At 57.9% G+C, this 21,586-nt stretch carries 15 protein-coding genes; 13 read left to right on the top strand and 2 right to left on the bottom strand.

The features are described from left to right. Positions 1–39 precede the first annotated feature (39 nt). The 10 genes from GFER_RS03760 (at position 40) to GFER_RS03805 (ending at position 16,212) form a co-directional block, all read left to right on the top strand. The gene (locus GFER_RS03760) at positions 40–1,770 is read left to right on the top strand and encodes an FG-GAP-like repeat-containing protein (RefSeq protein ID WP_040096190.1); all 1,731 of its coding nucleotides are present in this window, start codon (positions 40–42) and stop codon (positions 1,768–1,770) included. 392 nt (positions 1,771–2,162) lie between these two features. Then, positions 2,163–3,065 carry a sensor histidine kinase gene (locus GFER_RS03765; RefSeq protein WP_040096192.1) on the top strand — a complete coding sequence of 301 codons (903 nt, stop codon included), beginning with the start codon at positions 2,163–2,165 and terminating at the stop codon, positions 3,063–3,065. After that, complete coding sequence (locus GFER_RS03770; RefSeq protein WP_040096194.1) at positions 3,062–3,724, top strand: response regulator; 663 nt, start codon at positions 3,062–3,064, stop codon at positions 3,722–3,724. The genes GFER_RS03765 and GFER_RS03770 overlap by 4 nt, the downstream gene beginning before the upstream one ends. A 326-nt stretch (positions 3,725–4,050) precedes the next feature. Beyond that, positions 4,051–6,159, top strand: coding sequence for a hypothetical protein (locus tag GFER_RS03775; RefSeq protein ID WP_040096196.1), 2,109 nt, complete (start codon positions 4,051–4,053; stop codon positions 6,157–6,159). A 66-nt stretch (positions 6,160–6,225) separates the two neighbouring features. Then, on the top strand, positions 6,226–7,827 hold the full coding sequence (locus GFER_RS17445; protein ID WP_052445924.1) for a multicopper oxidase domain-containing protein: 1,602 nt from the start codon (positions 6,226–6,228) through the stop codon (positions 7,825–7,827). 35 nt (positions 7,828–7,862) lie between these two features. Then, entirely contained in the window at positions 7,863–9,272 is a 1,410-nt protein-coding gene (locus GFER_RS17450) for a multicopper oxidase domain-containing protein (protein ID WP_052445925.1), read from the top strand. Between the two features lie 15 nt (positions 9,273–9,287). Further along, complete coding sequence (locus GFER_RS03790; RefSeq protein WP_052445926.1) at positions 9,288–11,291, top strand: cytochrome-c peroxidase; 2,004 nt, start codon at positions 9,288–9,290, stop codon at positions 11,289–11,291. A 52-nt stretch (positions 11,292–11,343) separates the two neighbouring features. Next, entirely contained in the window at positions 11,344–12,444 is a 1,101-nt protein-coding gene (locus GFER_RS03795) for a hypothetical protein (protein ID WP_040096199.1), read from the top strand. A 294-nt stretch (positions 12,445–12,738) separates the two neighbouring features. After that, positions 12,739–15,087 (top strand): Ig-like domain-containing protein, encoded by a 2,349-nt coding sequence (locus GFER_RS03800; RefSeq protein WP_040096201.1) that lies wholly within the window; start codon positions 12,739–12,741, stop codon positions 15,085–15,087. A gap of 15 nt (positions 15,088–15,102) precedes the next feature. Next, positions 15,103–16,212 carry a hypothetical protein gene (locus GFER_RS03805; protein WP_040096203.1) on the top strand — a complete coding sequence of 370 codons (1,110 nt, stop codon included), beginning with the start codon at positions 15,103–15,105 and terminating at the stop codon, positions 16,210–16,212. 402 nt (positions 16,213–16,614) lie between these two features. On the opposite strand, the gene hepT is transcribed toward GFER_RS03805, so the two are convergent. After that, positions 16,615–17,025, bottom strand: coding sequence for a type VII toxin-antitoxin system HepT family RNase toxin (gene hepT / locus GFER_RS03810; protein ID WP_040096204.1), 411 nt, complete (start codon positions 17,023–17,025; stop codon positions 16,615–16,617). Then, complete coding sequence (gene mntA, locus GFER_RS03815; protein ID WP_074669497.1) at positions 17,015–17,440, bottom strand: type VII toxin-antitoxin system MntA family adenylyltransferase antitoxin; 426 nt, start codon at positions 17,438–17,440, stop codon at positions 17,015–17,017. Before mntA ends, hepT begins: the two co-directional genes overlap by 11 nt. Positions 17,441–17,564: 124 nt before the next feature. On the opposite strand from mntA, the gene GFER_RS18875 reads away from it, so the two are divergent. The 3 genes from GFER_RS18875 (at position 17,565) to GFER_RS03825 (ending at position 21,211) form a co-directional block, all read left to right on the top strand. Further along, complete coding sequence (locus tag GFER_RS18875) at positions 17,565–17,735, top strand: PIN domain-containing protein (protein WP_153304550.1); 171 nt, start codon at positions 17,565–17,567, stop codon at positions 17,733–17,735. 394 nt (positions 17,736–18,129) lie between these two features. Continuing rightward, on the top strand, positions 18,130–19,980 hold the full coding sequence (locus GFER_RS03820; protein WP_082047812.1) for a CHRD domain-containing protein: 1,851 nt from the start codon (positions 18,130–18,132) through the stop codon (positions 19,978–19,980). A gap of 37 nt (positions 19,981–20,017) precedes the next feature. Next, positions 20,018–21,211, top strand: coding sequence for a hypothetical protein (locus GFER_RS03825; RefSeq protein WP_040096206.1), 1,194 nt, complete (start codon positions 20,018–20,020; stop codon positions 21,209–21,211). The last annotated feature ends 375 nt before the right edge of the window (positions 21,212–21,586 follow it).

Genomic DNA, 21,586 nt, shown 5'->3' on the forward strand with positions numbered 1-21,586 from the left:
TGAGTTTCTGCGAGTGCATCATTAATTGGAGGAAAAATTTTGAAGCGTCTACGGTTTGCGGGTCTGATTCTAGCTTTTCTGGCGCTGATGGCTCCGGTCGCTGGTGCCGAAGTCTTTGACAAACTCAAGGGCGATTTCGCCCCGGTCTCGGGCGTGGTGATCATGCCGGTTGACGGTGAATTTCTTATCGACGCCGACGCGGCCAAAGGCGTGGTACCCGGCGATCTGTTTGCCGTGGTGCGCAGCGGTGAACGCATCGTGCATCCGGTGAGCGGCGAAGTTATTGGGACTCTTGACGATGCCAAGGCGGTGCTGCGCGTTACACGCGTACGCTCGGGCTACAGTTACGCCGCTCCGGTCGGTGACGCTTCGGCCATCAGTCGCGGTGACGCCATTCGCCGCTATGAACACCTTAGTGCTGTGTTCTGGGATTACGCGGAGCAGGGCGAGGGTTTTTTCCAGCAGCTGCGCGAGTCGCTGCCGGTTCTCGACTGGCACACGTATGAGGCCGCGCAGGCCCAGCGTCCGGCGACCGTGGAAGCGCCGCTAAAATACGAGGCGCATCTGGCTTTCGTCGCGCGCCCTGGGAGTCTCGATGTGGTTGGCCCGGGCGGGCAGGTCGTACATTCCTATCCCCTGTCCACTGCCGTTCAGGCCGCTATCCCGGCCGCTGCGCCATTGCCGACGCCCGCGCCCGTCCTACGTGCGCCGACACCCATCGCGCCCGGAATCGTTGCCGCTCCCGTGCCGGTCGCCGGGGGTATCCAGCGTGTTCAGGAGCAGCAATGGGAAGGCGTTTGGGTGACCGCTGAGATCGACGGAAGGCCCGTGGGCATGGAAGTCGCCGACCTCAGTGGCGACGGCCGTAATGAAGTGGCGGTCTTGTTCTACGATCGCCTTGAAGTCGGACGCCTGGAGGGACGCGATTATCACACCCTGGCTACTCTTAATTTTGGTGGGATGGAGCGCAGCCTGGCCATTGCTTCCGCGGATCTTGACGGCAACGGCCGTGCCGAACTCTACATTACCGCCGTGCGCGACGGACGCCTCGCTTCGCGGGTGGTGGTACTCGAAGGCAACCAGTTGCGCATCAGTCAAAGCGGCATTCCCTGGTATCTGCGCAGCGTCGACTGGCTCGACGAAGGCCGCATCCTGCTGGCGCAGCGCATGGGCACTCTTGAAAGTGATTTTACCGGCCCGATTTTCCGCGTCGGCCAAACGGCCGGCGAATTGAGCGAAGGCCCTGCCGTGGATGCTCCGCGGCAGGTCAGCCTGTTCGGCTTCGTGCCTTTTGTCGGCCGCGACGGCCGCACCCAGTTCGCGCGCCTGAATTACAGCGATCGTCTCCAGGTGCTTGACGCCGACGGCAAGGTGCTGTGGGAAAGCTCCAGCCGCTTCGGCGGCAGCGAAGTGTTCTTCGAGCGCATGGATCCTGCCGCCAGTACCGTGCAGGACCTGCGCGAAGTGATGATTCACCCCAATCTCGGCATCGGCCCCGCCGGTGAAATACTTGTACCCGCCAGCGATGGACTCCGCGTCTCGACGCGTACCCGCAAGCTCGGCCCCAGTCGTCTGGTGGCCATGCACTCCGTTGGTGGTTTGCTGCGCGAGGTCTGGCATACCCAGCCGCAAGACGGTTATTTGGTCGACTTTCGCTTGGGTGATGTGACCGGCGACGGACGCGCAGAAATCCTCCAGACAGTCACCTTCAGCCGCCCCATTTTGACCGGTACCGGCCGCGCCGCCGTCATCGTTTACGACCTGCAATAAAAAAGCAATCTCGGGGCGGGTTCAACCCGCCCCGGCTCATTTCCCCGTTTGCAAATCACCCCCCCCCTGCGGTTCGGTCTGATTAAAATAATCCCCCTCGCTCAATTCAGCACATGAATGTAAAAATTGCTCTTCGGCAGCCTGTTATTAAGAGCGCACCTGTATGAGCATTATAAATTATTGAAAAACATTTACTAACGCTAATTCTTCTTGACATTATTGTCGAAAATTTGCTAAAAAATGAAGTGCGATTAATGTTCCCCGTGACAAAAAAGGTCATCTTTTGTGTAAAATTAAGATCAGGAGGGCTGAAAGGTCCTAGGACGCTCATGAAAGCACGCGCCAGCATAGCCAGAGGCATTCCAGTCGAGGTTTCTCCTGGGGAAACCAGGATGCCTGCCGGCCTGCCGTTGGGTTTGGCTCCCGGTCGAGTCGCCGCTGTTTTTGCGGCAGCGGTGCTGGTTGGCCAACTCGGGGTGCACCTGCTGCTCGATCTTCTGCCGGCCCTGACTCCCTGGGCGCGTCCCTTCGTTGATTTTTCTGTTTTGCTGATGCTTATTCTCATTTCCGCCTATGTCTTTTTTTATCGTCCCCTGTGTCGCGCACGCCAAGAGGTTGCAGAGGGGGCGCGTCTGCACAATCGTCAGATCGTGCAAGCCATAGAAGGCGAAAGAGAGCGCTTGGCGCGCGATCTGCACGATGACGCCGGTCAGTACCTGACCGCCCTCAAGTTGGCGGTGGCGACTTTGGAGCGCACTCCGGGAGCAGAGAATCCGGAAATCCTCGGCCAGACCCGACGCCTCGAGCAGCTCATTGATCAGACTCGCGAACGGGTGCATGAGGTCGTGATCCGCTTGCGGCCGCCGGAATTGGCCGAAAAGGATCTGGTTGGTGTGTTGCAGGCCCTGGTCGTTCAGTGTGCACAGCGGTTTCCACAAAGTCGGATCAATTTCTCCAGCAGCGGGTGCCGACGCCGTTATGATCTCGAAGTCGAAACGGCGCTTTACCGGGTCTGCCAGGAGGGCTTGTGCAACGCGGTTCGCCACGGCCGTTCCGAAGAGATTGTTGTCGATTTGCTATGCCGCCAGGGCGCATTGCAACTGCGCATTCAGGACAACGGCGCGGGGTTCGATTGCAATGATAATCAAACGCGACGGGATGTGTTTGCCGGGGTCGGGCTCGTCGGCATGCGGGAGCGGCTCGCAGCCGTGGACGGCAAATTGAGTATTGAAAGTGTTCCCGGACAAGGTACTTTGGTCGAGGCCTGGATTCCCGTTGGAAAGGGCAGAAAATGATTCGGATACTCATCGCTGACGACCACACGATTATGCGTGAGGGAGTGCGCCTGCTCCTTGAAACCCAGGCCGATCTTAAGGTTGTCGGCGAAGCCTGCGACGGGGTTGAGGCTCTTGAGCTGGCGCGAAAACTCAAGCCTGATATCGTTCTGCTCGATGTCGCCATGCCGCGCATGAACGGCATCGACACGACCCGCATGCTGCGTGAGGCCGTTCCCGGATCGCGGGTGGTGATTCTCTCTATGTTTGAAAAAGAGCTTTATGCTCACCAGGCATTGAACGCCGGTGCCTACGGGTATGTGCTCAAAGCAGCTTCCGGCGAAGAGCTGCTTGCCGCAATCCGCAGCGCCGCTGCCGGAAATTATTACCTCTGCCGCCGGGTTCACGCCTCGGTCATCCAGGCTTATCTCGCCGGGGAGCGACCTGCCGCCGCGACGAGTGAGTATGACGAACTCAGCGAGCGCGAAAAGGAAGTCTTCGCCTTGCTGGTGCAGGGGAACTCAACCATCCAGATCGGCAAAGTCCTGTGTGTCAGCGCCAAGACGGTCGAAAAGCATCGCACCGCAATCAGTCGCAAGCTCGGCATCAGCAACCCCATCGAGCTGGTGAAATACGCCGTCCGTATCGGCATCGTCGATCCGGAAAGCTGGAAACTCTGACCCCTGGAGGTCTGGCCCAGCTCGGCGCGGGCGACAGCTTATAATCCCACCTTATCTCTCATCTTTTCCTATATCCTTTCTTTTCCCCGGCGCGGTTTGCACAAAGAGGAGAACTCCTACCCTTGAATGGGGGTTTGCCCCCATATTCCTTTAGGGTTCATTGGGCTAACCTGAGTATCAAGGGGAGGACTCCCCGTTTTGTCGGTGACGAACTGCCGTGACCTGGAAAAACTTTTCGATCCTTTCTGTGTAATGCGGCGAAGGTCGGCTTTGGCGGGTCGTCTGATCTTTGAATCGGTCTAATTTAGCATGTCAAGGTGATAGCGATGAATTTTCAGGGCAGATTCAAGCTGGGGCTCTTGGCCCTGGCCGTGTTTGGTTTTCTTTCGGCTCCAGCGATAGCGGCGCTGGAGGCGGTGTCGGACGACATTCCTGCTGCCGGGGATGGAAGTGATCCCACTTTGGTCAATGTCAGTCTCGCTAACGGTCTGCCCATCTGGTATGAGGACGAGATGGGTCTTAAATTGGCCCAATGTCTTGACCAGGGGGTGTTGCTCGCGGATGGCGAGAGTGTTGTTGATCCCTGCAATATCGGCATGACTTTCCCGCAGTTTCCCCCCTCTCTGATCAATCTTTCACGGCTCAGTTACTGGGAGGCTTCGGCCGCTTTCAACTACCTCAGCACGCCCGATTCGGAAACCGGAGCGGAGCAGGGCGGTTTTGCCCTGCTGGTGCTGCGCCTGGCGGGTGAGGGCGCCGGCATCGGCGCGTTGGTCGAAGGCAATCAGGCGGTCTCCAGCCGCATTCGTCTGCGTATTGATTTACCGATTCCCGGCACCTACCGGGTGACGCATCCGTTTGGCACCGTTGACTACGAAATCACCGACCCCGGGCGTCGTTCCATCAATCAGACTCAGGATGTCGGCAAGCTGGCGGAGGACGTGCAGAATTTTCTGGTCGCTATGAACAACCGGGTTGATTTTCAAATGCCGGGTCCCGTCGACCTGTTCTCCCCGGATGAAGATGAGGGACCTTTTGGCGCCATCGTCAATCAGGACGGCCGCACCGTCGGCCCTTTTCTTGTGCCGACCCTGGAATTCAACCCTGCAGATTTCATGGGCCGCCCAGTCATGGCGGCTAACGGCGATCTGTACATCGGTTTGCCGTTTGACGCAGCGGTTCCACCAGGGGATGTTTTTCAACCCGTGACTCCCGGCCCCGATGCCGTCAATTTTTTCCGCATAGAGCTTCTTGAGGACGGGGAAGGCAATACTCCTGGACCGGATGGCGACATCAACGGCTTCTTCCTCAACGTAGCTAACCAAACGCAAACCCTCGAAACCGATTTATTTCAGGTGGTCGGCAAGATTTTCGACGATGGTCTCAATGTCGCGCCTGTCGCGCCGGAAGTCACCGTCGGCCTGCTTAAGGGCCGCTCGGTGGTGGATATCGACGTGTTCGCAGGAGTCGCTCTCGACGCGCTTGATTCATTCAGTGAAGTTAACGTCCACGGCATCAATCCCATGGCCATTGCCCTGGCCGATCCAATTGAAGGCGTCTATCGCCGAGTTGACACAAATATGCCGTTTCTCACCCAGGTCGAAACGCTTGATCAGGGTACGATTCGCCGCATCACCCGCCTGGCGTCCGGGCAGAGCCTGTTTCGTTATCTCCCGTCCCAGGCGGCCACGGGCGGAGACACCTTCCACTACGTTGTGCAGGATACGGGCGGCCTGATATCCGCACCCGCCGCCGTGCATGTGCTGATTGAAGATCTTCAAGTCGAGCGCGCCGATTTTCGCGTCAAGACCGGCAAATGGCAGGTCAGCGGTACCACCGATCAGCCTTTAATCGGCGAGGTCGCCAACAGCCTGACCGTTTATGCCGGGCCGCGCGCTCGTTTGAGCGGCACAGGCGATACGGCCATGACGGGACAGGTGGCGCTGTCGGCCGGCGCTCAGGCTATCGACTATCGTCTGGTCCTGGACGGCATCTCCCCACAGGACAACATCACCTCCGTGAACCTGCATGTGGATGGTGCGGGCCAACCGGTCATCTTTCGCTTGTGCGGCAACCCCTTTATCTTTCCCAACCCGCCGACTTGCGCAGTGACGGACGGTCGCCTGGATATCAGCCGCGACCTGACCGATTTCGACCTGTTGTTTTCCGGCACCCTGGGAGTGCTTGATCTGGACGGCGCCATCGACGCGATTTTCGCCGGCAATACCTATGTCAGCGTGGTCAACAGCGGCAACCCCGGCGCGCAGGTGCGCGGCAACCTGGAAACCCCGGTTATCAGCAGCGATGTTTCCATCAACGAAGGTCTTTGGGAAATCAACGGCAGAACCCAGGTTCTGCCTGGGCTGTTGCCCAACGTGACCGTGCGCTCGGCAACGGGCGTTCAAACTTACAGTATTCCGGTCAGGCTGCGTTGAGCAGTCTATTGAAAATTTAAAGAGCAAAGCTGACGACAAAAAAATCTCAGCAAAGGAAGGGCAGCTATGAAAAGACGAGAGTTTATCAAATTCAGCGCGACCGGCCTCTCGGTGGTCGCCCTGGGCACCATGGCCGAGTGGCCCATGTTTTGGCGCGGTTCTCAGGCTCATGCGTCGAGCTTCGGCCTTGACCGTTTGAATCTCGAGATGGTGGCGGTGGATGCCGAGATGGTAGATGGCATTCCGGTTCCCATGTGGGCCTTTAAGATCGCCGGTGATGATCATGAGAATGAGGGTATGGAGCACGACCTCACCGCCCCGCGCATTCCCGGGCCGGCCATGATCGCCTTGGCGGGCGACCGTATCCGGTTGCGCATCTTGAACCACATCGACGATGGCAACGGCAACCCCATGGGCGGCGCGCACAGCTTTGCCATCCCCGGCGTGACCCTGACCGTGGATGGGGAAGATGTTCAGCAGGTGACCATCCCTTATGGGGAGAGCGTCGATATCGAATTCACCGCGCCACAGGCGGGCACCTATATGTATCTCGATCCCTTAAATGCGCCGGTCAACCGCATGATGGGCCTGCACGGGGTGCTGGTGGTGATGCCGAACCCGGTGGGCAACAATACGCCCTATCTCAATCCCACGTCCAACATTCAAGCGCTGTTTGACGACCTGGGCACCACCGCGCATTTCCCCGGCGCTCCCTGGGATCCGGTGCGCAATGTGATCTGGGTGTTCAACGTCATCGACAGCAGTCGCTTTGCCTTGGCTGCCGGCAGCCCCAACGGCGTTGATCCCGGCCAATTCCAATACACGCCGACCAGTGGTTATCTTCCCGACTACTTCACCCTCAACGGCAAAAGCGGGTTCTTTTCCGCCCAGCATCATCACCACAGCGAAGGGGTGGACACGGACCATGATAACGGGGGAGACGGCATCCTGTCCCTGACCGGCGGCGTACACGATCTGCAATCCAACATTTCTTTTCGTGGGGCGGTGGGGCAGCCCCTGCTTATCCGCAGCCTCAACGCAGGTAATATGTGGCATTCGCCGCATATTCACGGCACTCATGTCTACTCCCTGGCGCAGGCTAATTTCCTCACCGGCCAACGAGGGCTGCTCAACAACCTGACCATGCTCGATACCTGGGCGCTGCCGCCCGGCGCAATCGTCGATCTGCTGCACCCCTACAATGTTCCGCCCGATGTGCCGGAATGGCCGCTGGAAGACGAACTCTTCCCGCTGGTCTACCCCATGCACGACCACAATGAGATCACCAATACGGCGGCGGGCGGCAACTATCCTCAGGGCATCGCCACTCACTGGCAGATCGATGAGGATTTCGACCCGAGCAACCCGGCGACCGGCGTCATTTTCGTCGATCGTGCCGAGTTGCGCGTGAAAACCGGGCAGTTGTTGATCGAGGGCCGCTTCAGTGTGCCGAGCCAGAGTGACAGCGATCCGATTTTTCTCCATGCGCACGGCGGGGGGCATGACGCGCCAATCCTCACTGGCCGCATCCGGGTTGGAACGGACGGACGCTTCAGTTTCCGCGGCCGCGCTTTGAAAGCCATGGGCAGCCGTTTCGTCACGCTCATGCACCACGGCGAAGGGCATAGTATTCACGCCGCGCGCAGCGTTCCTTTGCGCCTGCGTTAAGAATTTAAGCAAATCGCTTTAAGGAGATTATAGTCATGGCAACCATTCCACGTGATCTAGGCAGCCCTTTCAACCCCGATGACCCCATTGATCGTGCCGAGTTTGAGGGTTTTGCGGCTGATGTGCCCAATACCCGCACAATGATTCAGGCGGTTCAGACTCCCCCTGCAATCCCCAATGCCAACAGTGTGCGGGCGCACAAACTTTTCCATCCGAATTTTATTGCGTTGTTGCAAGACCTGCCTAACGATGCCGACTTCCCAACGCCCGATGAAGTGGTGGCCGATGTCATCCTGTCGCGCTCCGGGCGGCGGCGTGATGCGGATATTTTCCCCCCCAACGATCCCAACGCCAACAACGGCATCCGCGTCTGGAGTTTTCGGGACGATGAGGATCTTTTGCCGGATCGCTGGCCGGCTCCCACGATCCGCGTGCGGGAAGGCGACATCGTGCACACCCGCATGAGTAACAGCCACGGGCCCCACAGCATTCATCATCACGGCATCGAGCCGACCCCGGTTAATGACGGCGTCGGCCATCTGACCATGGAAATCGGTGGACCCCATGATGCCGAAGACGGGGGCGGCGAATATCTCTATCAATGGAAGGCCGCCGAGGCCGGCACCTATTTCTATCACTGCCATCGCAATACGGTGCTGCACTTTGAGTTGGGTATGTACGGCCCGCTCATTGTCGATGCCCTAGAGCCTCCCGGCGAAACCGAGCTTGTTGCTCCTTACGCGGATGGCGGCCCCGGTTACACCCTGCTGGAAAACGCGCCGACGCGCTACGACAAGGAGACCTTCTGGGTAGTCGATGATATCGATCTGCGCTGGCATGGTGTCGAAGGGGACAACATCGACAAAGATTTCGGTATTCAGGCGCTGGATGCTCCCGGGGGAGAATTCACCGGCGGCTGGCAGAATATCCCTGTAGGAGGGTTGAACGATTTCAACCCGAGTTTCTTCGTGGTGACCGGGGTGACCATCGGCGAAGACGGAGTAATCGAGCAGCCAACCCAGGCGCAGATGGACAGAAACGACTCTTTGGGCGCGCTCTATGAATTCGTCCGCCCCACCATCGCCCCCGGCGAGAAACTGCTGATCCGTGCTCTCAACGCCAGCTATTGCACAACCGTTTGGCGTTTTCCGACCAGCATCGACGGTTGGGTGACGGCCGTGGATGCCCGCACCCTGGGACGCGATAGCGCGGCCAACCCCAAGCATCGTTTCGGCAAGTACTCCCAGGCATTCCGTCTCTCCGATCTGCCCCTGGTGGATGGCCATCGTCAGTTCACCCTGATGACGGCGCAGCGTTGGGACATTCTGATTGACCAGGGCAGCGCCACCACGCACCAGGTGTTGGTGGAATTCCGTCATTGGCTGAATTATGAATTGGTTTTACACACGGCGATCTTGCCCGTCACAGTTGGGCAAACCGGCTAACCATCCGGAGGCACCATGAAGCAACGCCTGTTTTTGATTTTTCTTCTCCCCGCTCTGGTCTTGGCAGGCCCCTTTACAGCCCTTCCAACCATGGCCCAGCAGACCGCGTTCGCGCCCTTCAACGTGCCGGTGCCCGAGCCGCGCAACCTCGACATGTATGTCGCCGACCGCGCCACGGCCATCCAGCTGGGCAAGGCGCTGTTCTGGGATATGCAGCTGGGCAGCGACGGCATGACCGCCTGCGCTACCTGTCACCACCATGCCGGCACCGACAGCCGGGTGCGCAACACCCTGCACCCCGGCGTCGACGGCCAGTTTGAGGACGGGCGGGCCAACACGGAGCTGCGCATCGAAGATTTCCCCTTTGTGCAGTTTGCCGAGCCGGACAGTGAACTGTCCGCGCGCACCGTGCGGCGCGATGATCGCGTCGGGACCCAGGGTGTGAACCGCACCCGTCTGCTCGGCATCGTCGAGGGGCAGGCGGAAGAGCCGGGCGTGCATGTGCGCGACAACACCTTTGCGCACAACGCGCGCAACGTGCGGCAGAACACTCCGCGTACCGCGCCCACTGTCATCAATGCGGTGTTCAACTTCGCGAACTTTTTGGACGGCCGCGCTCACCCCTTTTTCAATGGGGTCGACCCCTTCGGGCCGCTTAATCAGAACCCTGATGCGGTGGTGTACATCAATGAGGGCGGCAGCCTGCGCGCGCAAAGCCTGGTGGATGATCTGAGCTCGGATTATGCCCTCGACAATGCCAGTCTGGCCTCCCAATCGGTCGGACCGCCCCTGGATACGGGCGAAATGTCGTGGATCGGTCGCACCTGGCCCGATGTGGGCAAAAAGATGCTGTCGCTGCGCCCGCTGGCCAAACAGCAGGTCCATCCCCAGGATAGCGCTCTGAGCGATTTGCGGCACAGCAGCGGTCGGGGCCTGGATACCACTTACGGGGACCTGGTCCGTGCCACGTTTCACCCCGAATTCTGGAACGGTCCCGACCCTGAGGGCGGCTACAGCCACATGGAGCAGAACTTCTCGCTGTTCTTCGGGCTGGCCGTGCAGCTTTATCAGGCGACACTCATCGCCGACCGCACCCCTTTTGACCTGTGGAATCTCGACCCCGACAACAACCCTCTGCCGGAAAGTGCAGAAGCCGGCCGCATCCTCTTTTTCGACACCCTGGGCTGCACCGCCTGCCATGTCGGCCCGGAGATGACCGGCGCCTCGGTGAGCTTCGCCCGCGAGGAAGGCATCATCGAAACCATGCGCATGGGCAACAACGAATTTGGCAATTACGACATCGGTTTCTACAACATCGGGGTGACGCCGACCAATGACGACCTCGGGCGCGGCGGCAATGCGCCCCCAAGCATCACCTTGGAAAATGGCGAGCGCATGCCCCTGGCCTTCAGCCATCATTATTTTATCGGTGAAGCAGTGCTCGGTTTTCCGCCTCTGGGACAGCCCGGCTGCATCAACGATTTTCAGGACGAGCCACCCACGATCTGCGACGAGATTTCGGTCGATACCACCCGGGTCGCCGTTGACGGCGCTTTCAAAACTCCGGGCCTGCGCAACGTCGAGCTGACCGGCCCCTACATGCACGACGGCGGAATGGCCACCCTCATGCAGGTGGTGGATTTCTACGCGCGCGGCGGAAATTTTCATCAGGAAAACCTGGCCGATCTCGATCCCGAAATGAATCCTTTGGGTGCTTTGCAGGGTCCAGCGGGTTCGCCAGGGGCTGAGAACCGGCAGGCGCTGGTGGATTTCATGCTCGCCCTGACCGACGAGCGGGTGCGTTTTGCGCGCGCCCCCTTCGATCACCCGGAGCTGCGAATCCCCGACGGCCATGTGGATGTGGTGCCCGGCAACCCCAAGCGCACCCGTATTCTGGCGGACAATACGGAGACCATACCGGCTGTGGGAGCGGCTGGGCGCACGGAGCCTTTGCGCCCCTTCCTGGCACCGGACGATTACGATCATCAGCAAAATCGCGCTTTTCATTATTTGCGATAGGACATAAACGAAACCAGCCATGCAACTTTTTAAAAGGGCAAAGGAGTAAATCATGAAACGTTTCAGACTGTTCTTAATCGGCCTGGTCGCGGTGGGCGCTTTGACCATGGCGGGCTGCGGCGGCAGCAGCAGTAGCGGACCCGCGCCGGAAGTGCCAACCCCGGTTGCAGAGATTGAGTTTGAGACCCCAGAGGTTGCGCTACCTGATGTCGACAGCACTTTCAGTGCCGGCATTGCCATCAGCGCCGAGGGGATTGCGGTAGGTTATGGTGATGATGGAACAGGCCTCACCAAAGGCGTCAAGTGGGATGTGACCGACCCCACGTCGGCGACTTTGCTGCTGCCGCAAGAGGGCAACAATTACAGTGCGGCCTACGGCGTCGCCGGCGAACTCAGCGTTGGTGAAACCAGCATCACTGTCGAGGATGTGGCGGACGCCAATACCCGCGCGGCTTACTGGCAGGGTAACGGCGCAGCCAGCCTTCTTCCTCATGGCGATCTTCTCGCCGGTCCGAGTGCGGCGTACAGCGTCAACAGCGCGGATGAAATCGTCGGAGAAGCCGGCGATCTCGACGGCAACACGGTCGCGGTTTATTGGAGGGACACCGACGCCGCCCCCTTGACCTTGGATCATCTTTCGGATGCGGCCATCAGTTCCGCTTATTTCATCGGCGACAATGGCATTATCGTCGGTGAGTCCGTCATTGATGGCCAGCTAACAGCTGTGATGTGGCTGCCTACCGGCCCTAATGCTTATGGAGCGCCGGTGGCGCTGGAAAGTGTTGCTGGTCAGATTGCCAGTGTTGCCTTCGGTGTCGACTTTGCCGGGCGTGTCGTCGGTGAAGCGGAAGTCGACGACAACGGCACCAAGGTGGTTCATGGCGTACTGTGGGGTGCCGACGGCGCAGTTGTTGAATCCCTGGCCGGCGCATCTTTCCAGTCCATCAACACCACCGAAAACAATCGCATCGTCGGCTATACGCAGGCTTTGAGCGGCGGACAGGAAACCGCCGTCATCTGGAATCGCGCAGATCTGAACGACAACAAGGTGCTGGCACCGGCCTTCAGCATGGCTTTCGGCATCAACGATGCGTCCCAAGTGGTCGGTATTGCTGCCAATCAGGTGGCAATAGCCGTACCGGTGGAGCCGTAAGCCGAGAAGGGGGAACGCGAATGGTTGCGGCACGGTGACGGCCGTATCGGCGATCGGTATTGAAACGGAACAGGTAACCTTGATCCTTCGATAATTAACTAAAGGGCGAGGGAAAAACACCCTCGCCCGTACTTTTCTTAAGCACTAAAGAATGATTTGCAATAGTGCAAAAGAACGATAGGGACTTAAATAGGCGACTAAAAAGGTCTTTAATTGATTTTCCCCTGCCCCGCTTCTCGCGACGGGCCGAACGCAGGTAAGTCAACCAACCGTTGCACGTAAAGGAGAACCACGATGTTGAAGAAATTACGCTTGATGTTTCTGGTTGCGGTGCTCGGCCTGGCTTGGGCCGTCGCTGCACCGGTCGGGGCGCAAAGTCTGTCCGAGGTTGGGCCACCCATCGCACCTCATGGCTATCCGGCCTATTTTGGTGATTCCAACGGTTTGAATTTGGAACTCTGTCTTCCTGATCCGGCCGGTTATTCGACCCGTCCGGATCTGTGTGTCTTCGATCCCCTCGATGTGGAAAATCCCCTGATCGTCGCAGGAGAGAGCTTCTGGTGGCTGGCAAATGCATCGGTGCCCATGCCTGGTGGCGGCGAAGCGCTTTTGACGCTGGCGGTGGAGGCGACTTTCGGTGGTGACCACAATCCCATCAACGGCAATCAGATCACTTTTGCCCGGACGCGCATTCGTATCGACACACCCGTTGCCGGAACCTATGTCGTGACCCATCCCTATGGCGAAATCACTTTTGAAGACGTGGCGGCGGATGATCGCGGCATTAACTACACCTCCGACATCGGCTCCACCAATTTTCGCGATGTGGCCGGTGCGTATGCCGGTACGCTCGACGGCGGCATCGGGCCTTTTCTGACCTGGCCGGGCTATGCTGACAATCCGGCTCTTCAGGTGCGCGATCCAGAGACCGATGAAGTTCTCGAGCAGTATATCGGTGACCCCAACGTGCCCAGCCTTCTGACCGATGGGACGGATCGGCCGATTGTTTTCCGCATTGAGGGCCCCGAATTCAACGGCCAGCCGATTGTGGTCGAAACGAACCAGTTTCTCCTCATGGGCAAGGTGCTGAGCATCCCTTTGGATCAACTTGATCCCCTGGCGGAAGAGCTTGTCCATGAATTTCCTCCCGTACCGGACCCCAATCTCTTCGCCGTGGGGCCGGTGAACCGAGCTGTACCTTTCAATGCGACCAGCGTGGCCGATCCATTCCTCCATCCCGAGGGGTTGATCACTGGTGTTGAGCACGCTTATCCGAAAGGACTTCCCCTTTGGTACCAGGAAGATGATGGGATTCCCGAGGGTGGTCTGCAACTGACCCTTTGCCCGCCCTTTGATCCCATGTGCATCGGTGATCCCATCGACACCAGCGACCCGACTCAGGTCGAGTTTGGCACTGGGGGTGAGCAGTTCTGGTTTCTTGCCGTAGCCGAGGAGAGGGTCGGCGACCTTCGCTATCTCTTGACGCTGGCCGTTGAGGCCACTTTCGGTGGCGACCACGAAATTGTCGATGGCAATCAGATTGCCTTCGGTCGTGAGCGTATCCGCATCGACACGGATGTTGCAGGCACCTACCGGGTGACCCACCCCTATGGTCAGCGGATTTTTGAAAATGTCGGTGTTGACAGCAGAGCGATCAATTTCACCTCGGATATCGGCATCGCCGATCCGGCCGACCCCGATGGCGCTTTTGTCGGGACATTGTACAGCGATATCGGGCCGACCTTTTTGACCTGGCCGGAGTTTGATCCGACATTGCAGAATCCCCCCGCGGCCCTTGTAAAAACGATTCAGGTTCCCGACCCTGACAACCTTGAGCAAACTGTTGCCCGCGATGTTCACTACATCGGCGATCCGGCAGAGCTGTCGCCGGTGGTCGGTGGTACCTTTGTGGTTCCTGGGTCAACCGAGCCGGTTGATTATTTCCTGGTGGAGCGCCTGATAAGTGGCACCCCAGAAAATGGGACCTGGCAAGAGGTGATCAAGACGTCTGACTTTTCCGTCATGGGCAAGATCTATCACCCGGAAACCTTCGCGGCTTACAACCTTGTTGCGGAAGTTGGCGCACCTGTGGCGCAATCTTTTCCAGTTACATTGGACCTCAATGAGGCATCTGCCGCGGTCATCACTGTGATTAACCAAGACAGCAATGTCGAGGGCGAATCGACGATCAATATCGTGTCGCCGCCTTTGGAAGGAATTGCAGTTTCCGACAATAACGCAGGCACCATTACCTATACGCCCTCGGCAGATTTTGCCCTGGTGGGCGGCGTTGATCAGTTCAACTACAGCATCACCGCTGACAACGGCACCTCCAATATTGCATCGGTTACCGTGACGGTGATCCCCGTGACCCCGCAAGAAGTCGTCACGATCAACAAGGCGCGCCTTTCCTTGAACAAGCTGCGTTGGGACATTTCCGGGGGCAGCAACATGCCGGGCACGACGCTGACCGTCTACCCCGGAGTACAAGCGTCCGGGGAGGCCATCGGCACCGTAGTGGTCGCTAACAACGGCAAATGGCGCTTGCGTGCAACAACCACCAACAATGCCAACGTCACCAGCATCAGCATCGGCTCCTCGACGGGCGAAGAATTCAACAACCTGCCCCTCGACGTGCGTTGAGCAAGGAGGCTATAAATGAAAACGATGATAAAACCTCTTGGTATCTTTTTTGTTCTGACGCTGCTGGCGGGTTGCGGCGGCAGCAGCGGGTCCGGCACAACGACGCAGGTCGGCACCTTGGAGGTCGGCGGTGCGGGATTGGCCATCGACCAGATGGTCGATGACACCGGCACCCCGGTGACGGCCGATTTCTCCGTGCCCATCGATATCAATGACAGTTTCGAAGTTATCGGCTATGCGGCCCTTGCGGCAAACAGCCCCTTTGTCGCGGCTCTGTGGGAAGTGAACGCGGATGGCGCAGCCTCCGTGGCACCGGTTGCGCTTGAAACCCTTGGCGGCTATGCCGCGGCTTTTGCCATCGATGAATTCGGCAATGCCGTGGGCCAGGCCGCGGACGGGGATCGCCTTGCCGCGGTACTTTGGACGAATGGCGGTACGACAGTGCAGACCCTCCAGAATCTGCCCAACGCCCCGGCCACTGCAACCAGCAAGGCTTACGGCATCAGTGCCGACGGCACCTTGATCGTCGGCGAAGCGCAGGATGCCACAGTAAGAACACGTGGCGTATTCTGGATTGCTGATGGCCAGGGGAACTTCGGCGCGGCACAGGTGCTGCCATTCGCCGCTTTTGCGGTTGGCGGCGAGGCGAGCCGTTTCAGCTCCGCAAGTGGCGTGGCGAAGGTCGGCTCAGGCGAGATCCTAGTGGTCGGCGAGGCCGAGGCGGGAGATCTGAGCATGCGCGCCGCGCTCTGGCGCTCGACAAACAACGGCGCGACCTTCACGGCCATCAACCTCGGCACCGATCATCTTGCCTATGCCGTGAATGAAAACGGTCTGGTGGTAGGCGAAAGCGACCTCGTCGGTGCACCGGTCATGTGGACCGTTACCGGTGGCGTGGTTTCCGGCCCCGTCGCCCTCGGCACGGCAGGAAGCGCCGTGGCGGTGAACGAAAATGGGCGCATTGCCGGCTGGACCGGAGACCTCCCCAGGGCCACCCTGTGGAGCGGTACCGCGCCCGCAACCCTGTTTAACACTGCCAGCGAAGCCTACGGCCTCAACAACGACACCCAGCCCCTGGTGGTCGGCCGCGAAGGCAGCAAGGGTTTTGTAAAGCGCGTCAACTAACCAACAACCCAACCCAGAACCCGGGCGGGTCAAAGAAGAAAAGGGGCAGGCTACTTTTCAACGAAAAGTAGCCTGCCCCTTTTTATGCACCCATGCTTCGCAAAACCAAGTGGAAAGGGGGACGTTGTTGCGCTGTTGACTTTTTTGGGCTTTTGGTGTCTTGGCGGCGGAGTTTTTTGTAGTTGTTGCGAGGCGTACAGGTCGTGATTCGTCGCGTCGTGCTTTTCAGCCCCCGGAGTGGGGTGCGGCCCCGAAAATCAATCCATCGCGGAACGATAAATTCCCCGGGAGCAATGCGGCAAATTAATAGTGAAATTCAGAGCGTTTTGTTTGACAGGTAAGCAACGTCCCTGGCCTCTGGGGACAGGTTACTTTTGGTTGCCAACTTCCTATTTGTAAACGTTATTCCATTTGCAGCAAAACTTTGCAGAAGTTTTGAAAATCGCTCAAGCGCTCATTGAGAATGTATTTGACGATATCGAGATTGAGTTTCTGGTAATCGTGGACAGCGACATTGCGAAACCCAACCATGGCTTGAAGACGCACGGAGAGTCCGGAGTCGAGCAGCCCGGCTTTTTCGAGCATGGCAAAGGCTTCACGGCTTTCCTGCGGAATGCCCAACTTGCGCACGCGCACCGTATGCATGGACGCATCGATGGCAGCCTCGCAGGCGCGCAGCAGGTTCAGGATAATGGCATCCTGACGGGTGAAGTTTGTCTCAAGCTCCGTCTCTCGACCTTGGTATTCGTCCTTGATGCGACCAAGGCATCGTTCAATGACCGCCACCTTGTTGAGCAGTACATCATCCGCCATAGACGCAGCCCCTGCTATGAATGTCGTTCAAAATTTCGCGGCGCTCTTCATTCAAGCGAGCATAGGCTGAAAACACCATGTCTTCAAAAGTGTCGATCCGGACATCGTCGGCAGAGAAGATCCTCGTGCCATGGGCTACGACCTGCATGCGCATGACGGTTGTTGCCTGCCTCAGATCCACCAGATCCACATCCATGCCCAAAGTTGAAGCTAATTCCTGTGCCAGATTCCAGCGCGTTACGTTCGACACAGGCGCCTCAGGCAAGAAAGCCAGATCGATATCGCTTTCTTTTCTTTCGCCTGAGGTGCCAAGGCTGCCGAAACGATAAACCGCCAATAAACCCGGCATCGCCTGGTCGAGATACCCGGCGACCAAAGAGTCAATCTTTTCGATATCTTGTTTTCGCGCCGGCATTTTCCCCCTCTTTGCACCCTGGAATAAACAAAGCATAGCAAAAACAGCTTATACGCGCACAAAAAAGAGACACGAGAGGGCTCTGCCGCATCGAGATGAACCTCAGGATATGTGGCGACGGATTATGGATGCAGCATTTCTTCTGCGCAAAAAGGGTGTCAACGGAGTCGGCATCCCTGACCTGATCATTGCCCTTATCGCTCACCACCACGATTTGCCGGTTCTCAGCAAGGATCGGCATTTCCACGCCATGCATGCGCATCTAGGTTTAAAACTTTACGATCCCTTCGTTTAGTTTGGGCTCTTTGCTGATCAATTGACAGCTCAACAACGTCCCCGCCTTCGCGCGATATCTTGTTTTCACGCCGATATTTCCCCTCTCTTTGCTCCCATTCTGCGCATAGCCTATGAAGTTGGTAGGAAAACCCTACCATTAAATGGGGGAAGTCCCCCATGGTGATTTTTCTGGACCCTGGTTTGATTGCTATAAGGGTAGTCAAGCTTGTGTTTTTAGTTTTTGTACCCGACAAGAAAGATGTGGAAAGCTTAAAGAGATGGCTTGGGTGGGGATACTTATGGTTTTAGCAACGAAACGACCGCGCTTTTGTCCAACGCAAAAAGATCATTAAGAAAACGAAGTGGATGGCGCCGCTGGCGCAAGGGAAAAATCTTTAAAGTGAGGTGACATCATGGGAATCAAAGAATTATCACGAAGATTATGGCTGCTTGTCGCAGCAATGGTGCTGGCGTTCGGCTTTGTGCAGCCGGCGACGGCGGAGTTGCTGGGTTATGAACCTGATCTGGCAATTCAGTACAACATTGTCGGAGATGAGGCTCTTTTGGTTGAAAATGGCGAATACGCCTTTCCGCTCTGGTTCATGGATGCCAAGTCTCTGAAGCTCCGGGCGTGCCTTGATGACCCGGCTATGTGTGTGCAGGAGATTGAGGAAGCGGTTGAGAACGGCGATGGTGATCCAGCGCTGTTTGAGCACGAATTTATTTATTGGGCCGCTGAGGCAGGACCAAACGGCTTCGCTGCTCACCCAGATGCAGATGATGATGCTCGTGCACGCTTCATCCTTGCTCTCGAAGGGTTTATTGAAGAATTGCCAGAGGAAGAGGGTGGAGGTATTGTCGCCGGTGTCTTCAACGAAGTTCTCATCCACATGCGTGGGTTGCAGCCTGGTGGCACCTACACCGTCGTGCACCCATTTTCTGCTACACCTCGAACTGCTGTGGCCGATGAGCGTGGTCGGCTGAGTTATGCTGAACCTGCCGAGCATCCCGTCGGCAATGCTCTAGAGCTTTTTGATATTGCGCTGGAAGGCCCTATCCAGCATTTTCTGTATTCCGACACCCTGTTGCCGATTGAAGTCGAGGGCCGCTATTACCTCGGCGACCCAACCTTTGTTGACCCTGTGACAGAGGAAGAAGGTCACACCATTTTCGGAAGCCCCTTCGGGATCAACTATGTTCGAGTGACGGGACCCGGCCTTCCTCAAGATGGCGTGTTTGCCGATCACTTCGTTGTCTCGGGGCAGATTTTCTTTGATGAGAACTTGGCTCCCATTGCCGATTTTGATGTGGCAATAACCAAACTGGGTGAGCCGGTCATCATTGATGTCCTGGAAAATGACCTGTTGCAGGGTGACGTGCCGATCAACCCGACCTCGCTGGAAAGAGATGGCGCGATTACCAATCTGGACGGCGGCAACGTAACGCCGGTACGCGAACTTGACAACGTTCTGTTGCAATTCATCCCGGACACAGCTGGCCTTGGTGGCTTCGACTACACGGTTCAGACATTTACTGGTGAGTCAGATACGGCTTCAGTCTGGGTATTTGTCGAAGACCTGCAATTCAGCCAAGCCGAATACCGCGCCCGCACCGGCAAGTGGACCCTCAACGGGACCAGCAGCTTCCGTGATTTAAGCGTGACTAATGATGGGCTGACCGGCTATTTCACTGATCTGTTCGGGACGCAGGAAGTGCCGCCGGTGACCAGTGCGGCATCGGGAGCCTCCTGGGTAATTATCCCCGAAGTGCCTGTGGAGTTAAGTGTCGAAATCGAAGTTGATGTTGCTCCCGTAACGCCAATTACCCGCGCGCACATTCACTTGGGGGACGTTGGCGCCAATGGCGGGCGACTCTTTGATTTGTGCGGTGAAGCAGGTACGCCACCCTGCGGAACGATGGAAAGCTTTTCAGCGGTGCTGGACGCAACTGACGTCAGGGCTGTGGGCGATATCGCTGCAGGTGATTTCGCCGCAGCCGTACAAGCGATCCGCGATGGCCGCACCTATGTCAATGTCCACACCGAGGCCTTCCCTGGTGGTGAAATCCGGGGTCAAATTGGACGCAACCTCATCAACCTGCGTGCCGGCGAAAACGGGCCGGCATTGGGCGCTGCCGAAGTCCAAGAAGGTGGGGGCTGGAGCTACAGCGGCAAATCCATTGGGTCCCCCGGTACCGCCCCGCACATGATCCATGCGGAATCATCGCTGGGCAATGTTGAAACCCTCGAACTGCAGCTGCGCTAAGGCGGCGCGAGCAGCTCACCAATAAAGGAGATTCATCATGAAAATAGCGAGAATCCTCGTATTGTTCCTCGCCGCCGCCCTCTTTGCCCTTGCGGGCTGCGGAAGCAGCGGCAGCGGCAGTGGTGTTGTTGTTGATCCAGACCCCGATGGCGACGGCATCCCGACTGTGGATGATGCCTTCCCCAATGACCCGCTGCGCTTTGCGGCCTTCGAGTCGGACACGGACGCTGATCCTTTCAGTGTTGTTGTGGCGGCGGCTGAAAACGGCCTTCTCGTCCTGGGAGGTCAGGACGACCTGGAAGGCAACACGCTGCTGGCTCACCGGCTGACCTTTGATCCGGAAACTGAGCTTGGGACTGAGGCAACCTTGAATCCGATCGCCGGCAACACTTACAGTGCGGTTTATGGCGTGAATGCCGATGGCCTGGCAGTGGGTGAGTCGTCATTGCTGGCTGGTGGCACGTTGAGATTTGTGCCAGTTTACTGGCTTGCCGATAGTGAGGAGGCAACGGAACTGGGTCTCACTGTGACGATCGGTGAAGGGGAAGAAACGTTCACCAATGGTGCCGCTTATGGCGTCAATGCCACAGGTCAGATTGTTGGCGAAATCATGACTGACAACGGTCCCATGGCAGTTCTCTGGCAGCCTGATGCCGATGACTCCACTATTTACACCAACCCCGTCGCGCTGATGGATAATGCGACAGCGCATGCCATCAACGATGGTGGCTGGGTGGTCGGGGAATCTCTTGTTGGCAACAACTTGCGTGCAACTTTGTGGATGGTAGATCCTCTGGGTGGACTGGAGGGCGATGCTATCATTCTCGACCTCGACATCAGCCACGTTGCCAGCAGCGCCTATGGTGTTGATGGCTTAGGACGGATTGTCGGTGAGTCTATAACTGGTGCAGATATTGTTCATGGAGCGCTCTGGTTTGCACATGATGAAGTAGCGGAATCCCTGGGCGAAAACTCCTCGGCCATGGCCATCAGCGCCGCCAACGAGCGTATTGTCGGATCGGCGATGATCGATGGCGAAATGCGCGCGGCGGTGTGGGATACTCGCAGCACGGAGCTGACCAACAGCGACGCGATCCTCACCGAGGGGCCCTCCTTCACGCCTCTCGCAGGCAACAGCCGCGCTTACGCCATGAGCCAGGGCGATATCGGCGCAGTGGGTGGCCTCTATATTGACCGGGCCTTTATCGCCGTGCCGGTCATTCCGGAATAACCGAACATCCTATGATAAACCGACATGGGGCGCAGAACATCGCGCCCCTATTTCTATGCCCACTCTGGGTCGAAATCCACGACTACGTTCGAAACCCGGCACCGCCTGGCACAAAAGCTCAACGGCCTGAGAGTTGATTTTTTCGCTATCTTATTTTCGCGGCGACATTGGTCCTGCCCCCCTGCTCCTGGAATGCCCAAAACATAGCAAGAACCTTGCAGGAATGCTCAAAAAAGAGGATTCACTCTTTTGGCGCCTCAACGCCCGCTTATGCTTTTCGCTTCATGCGCCGACGGCCAGTCGTCCTATCCCGATCGCCGGCCACCGTGTGATAATCTAGAATATCCCGCCATCCCCGCCGCCGGCTGAGTGGGG

Source organism: Geoalkalibacter ferrihydriticus DSM 17813, from assembly GCF_000820505.1.
GTDB classification, from domain to species: domain Bacteria; phylum Desulfobacterota; class Desulfuromonadia; order Desulfuromonadales; family Geoalkalibacteraceae; genus Geoalkalibacter; species Geoalkalibacter ferrihydriticus.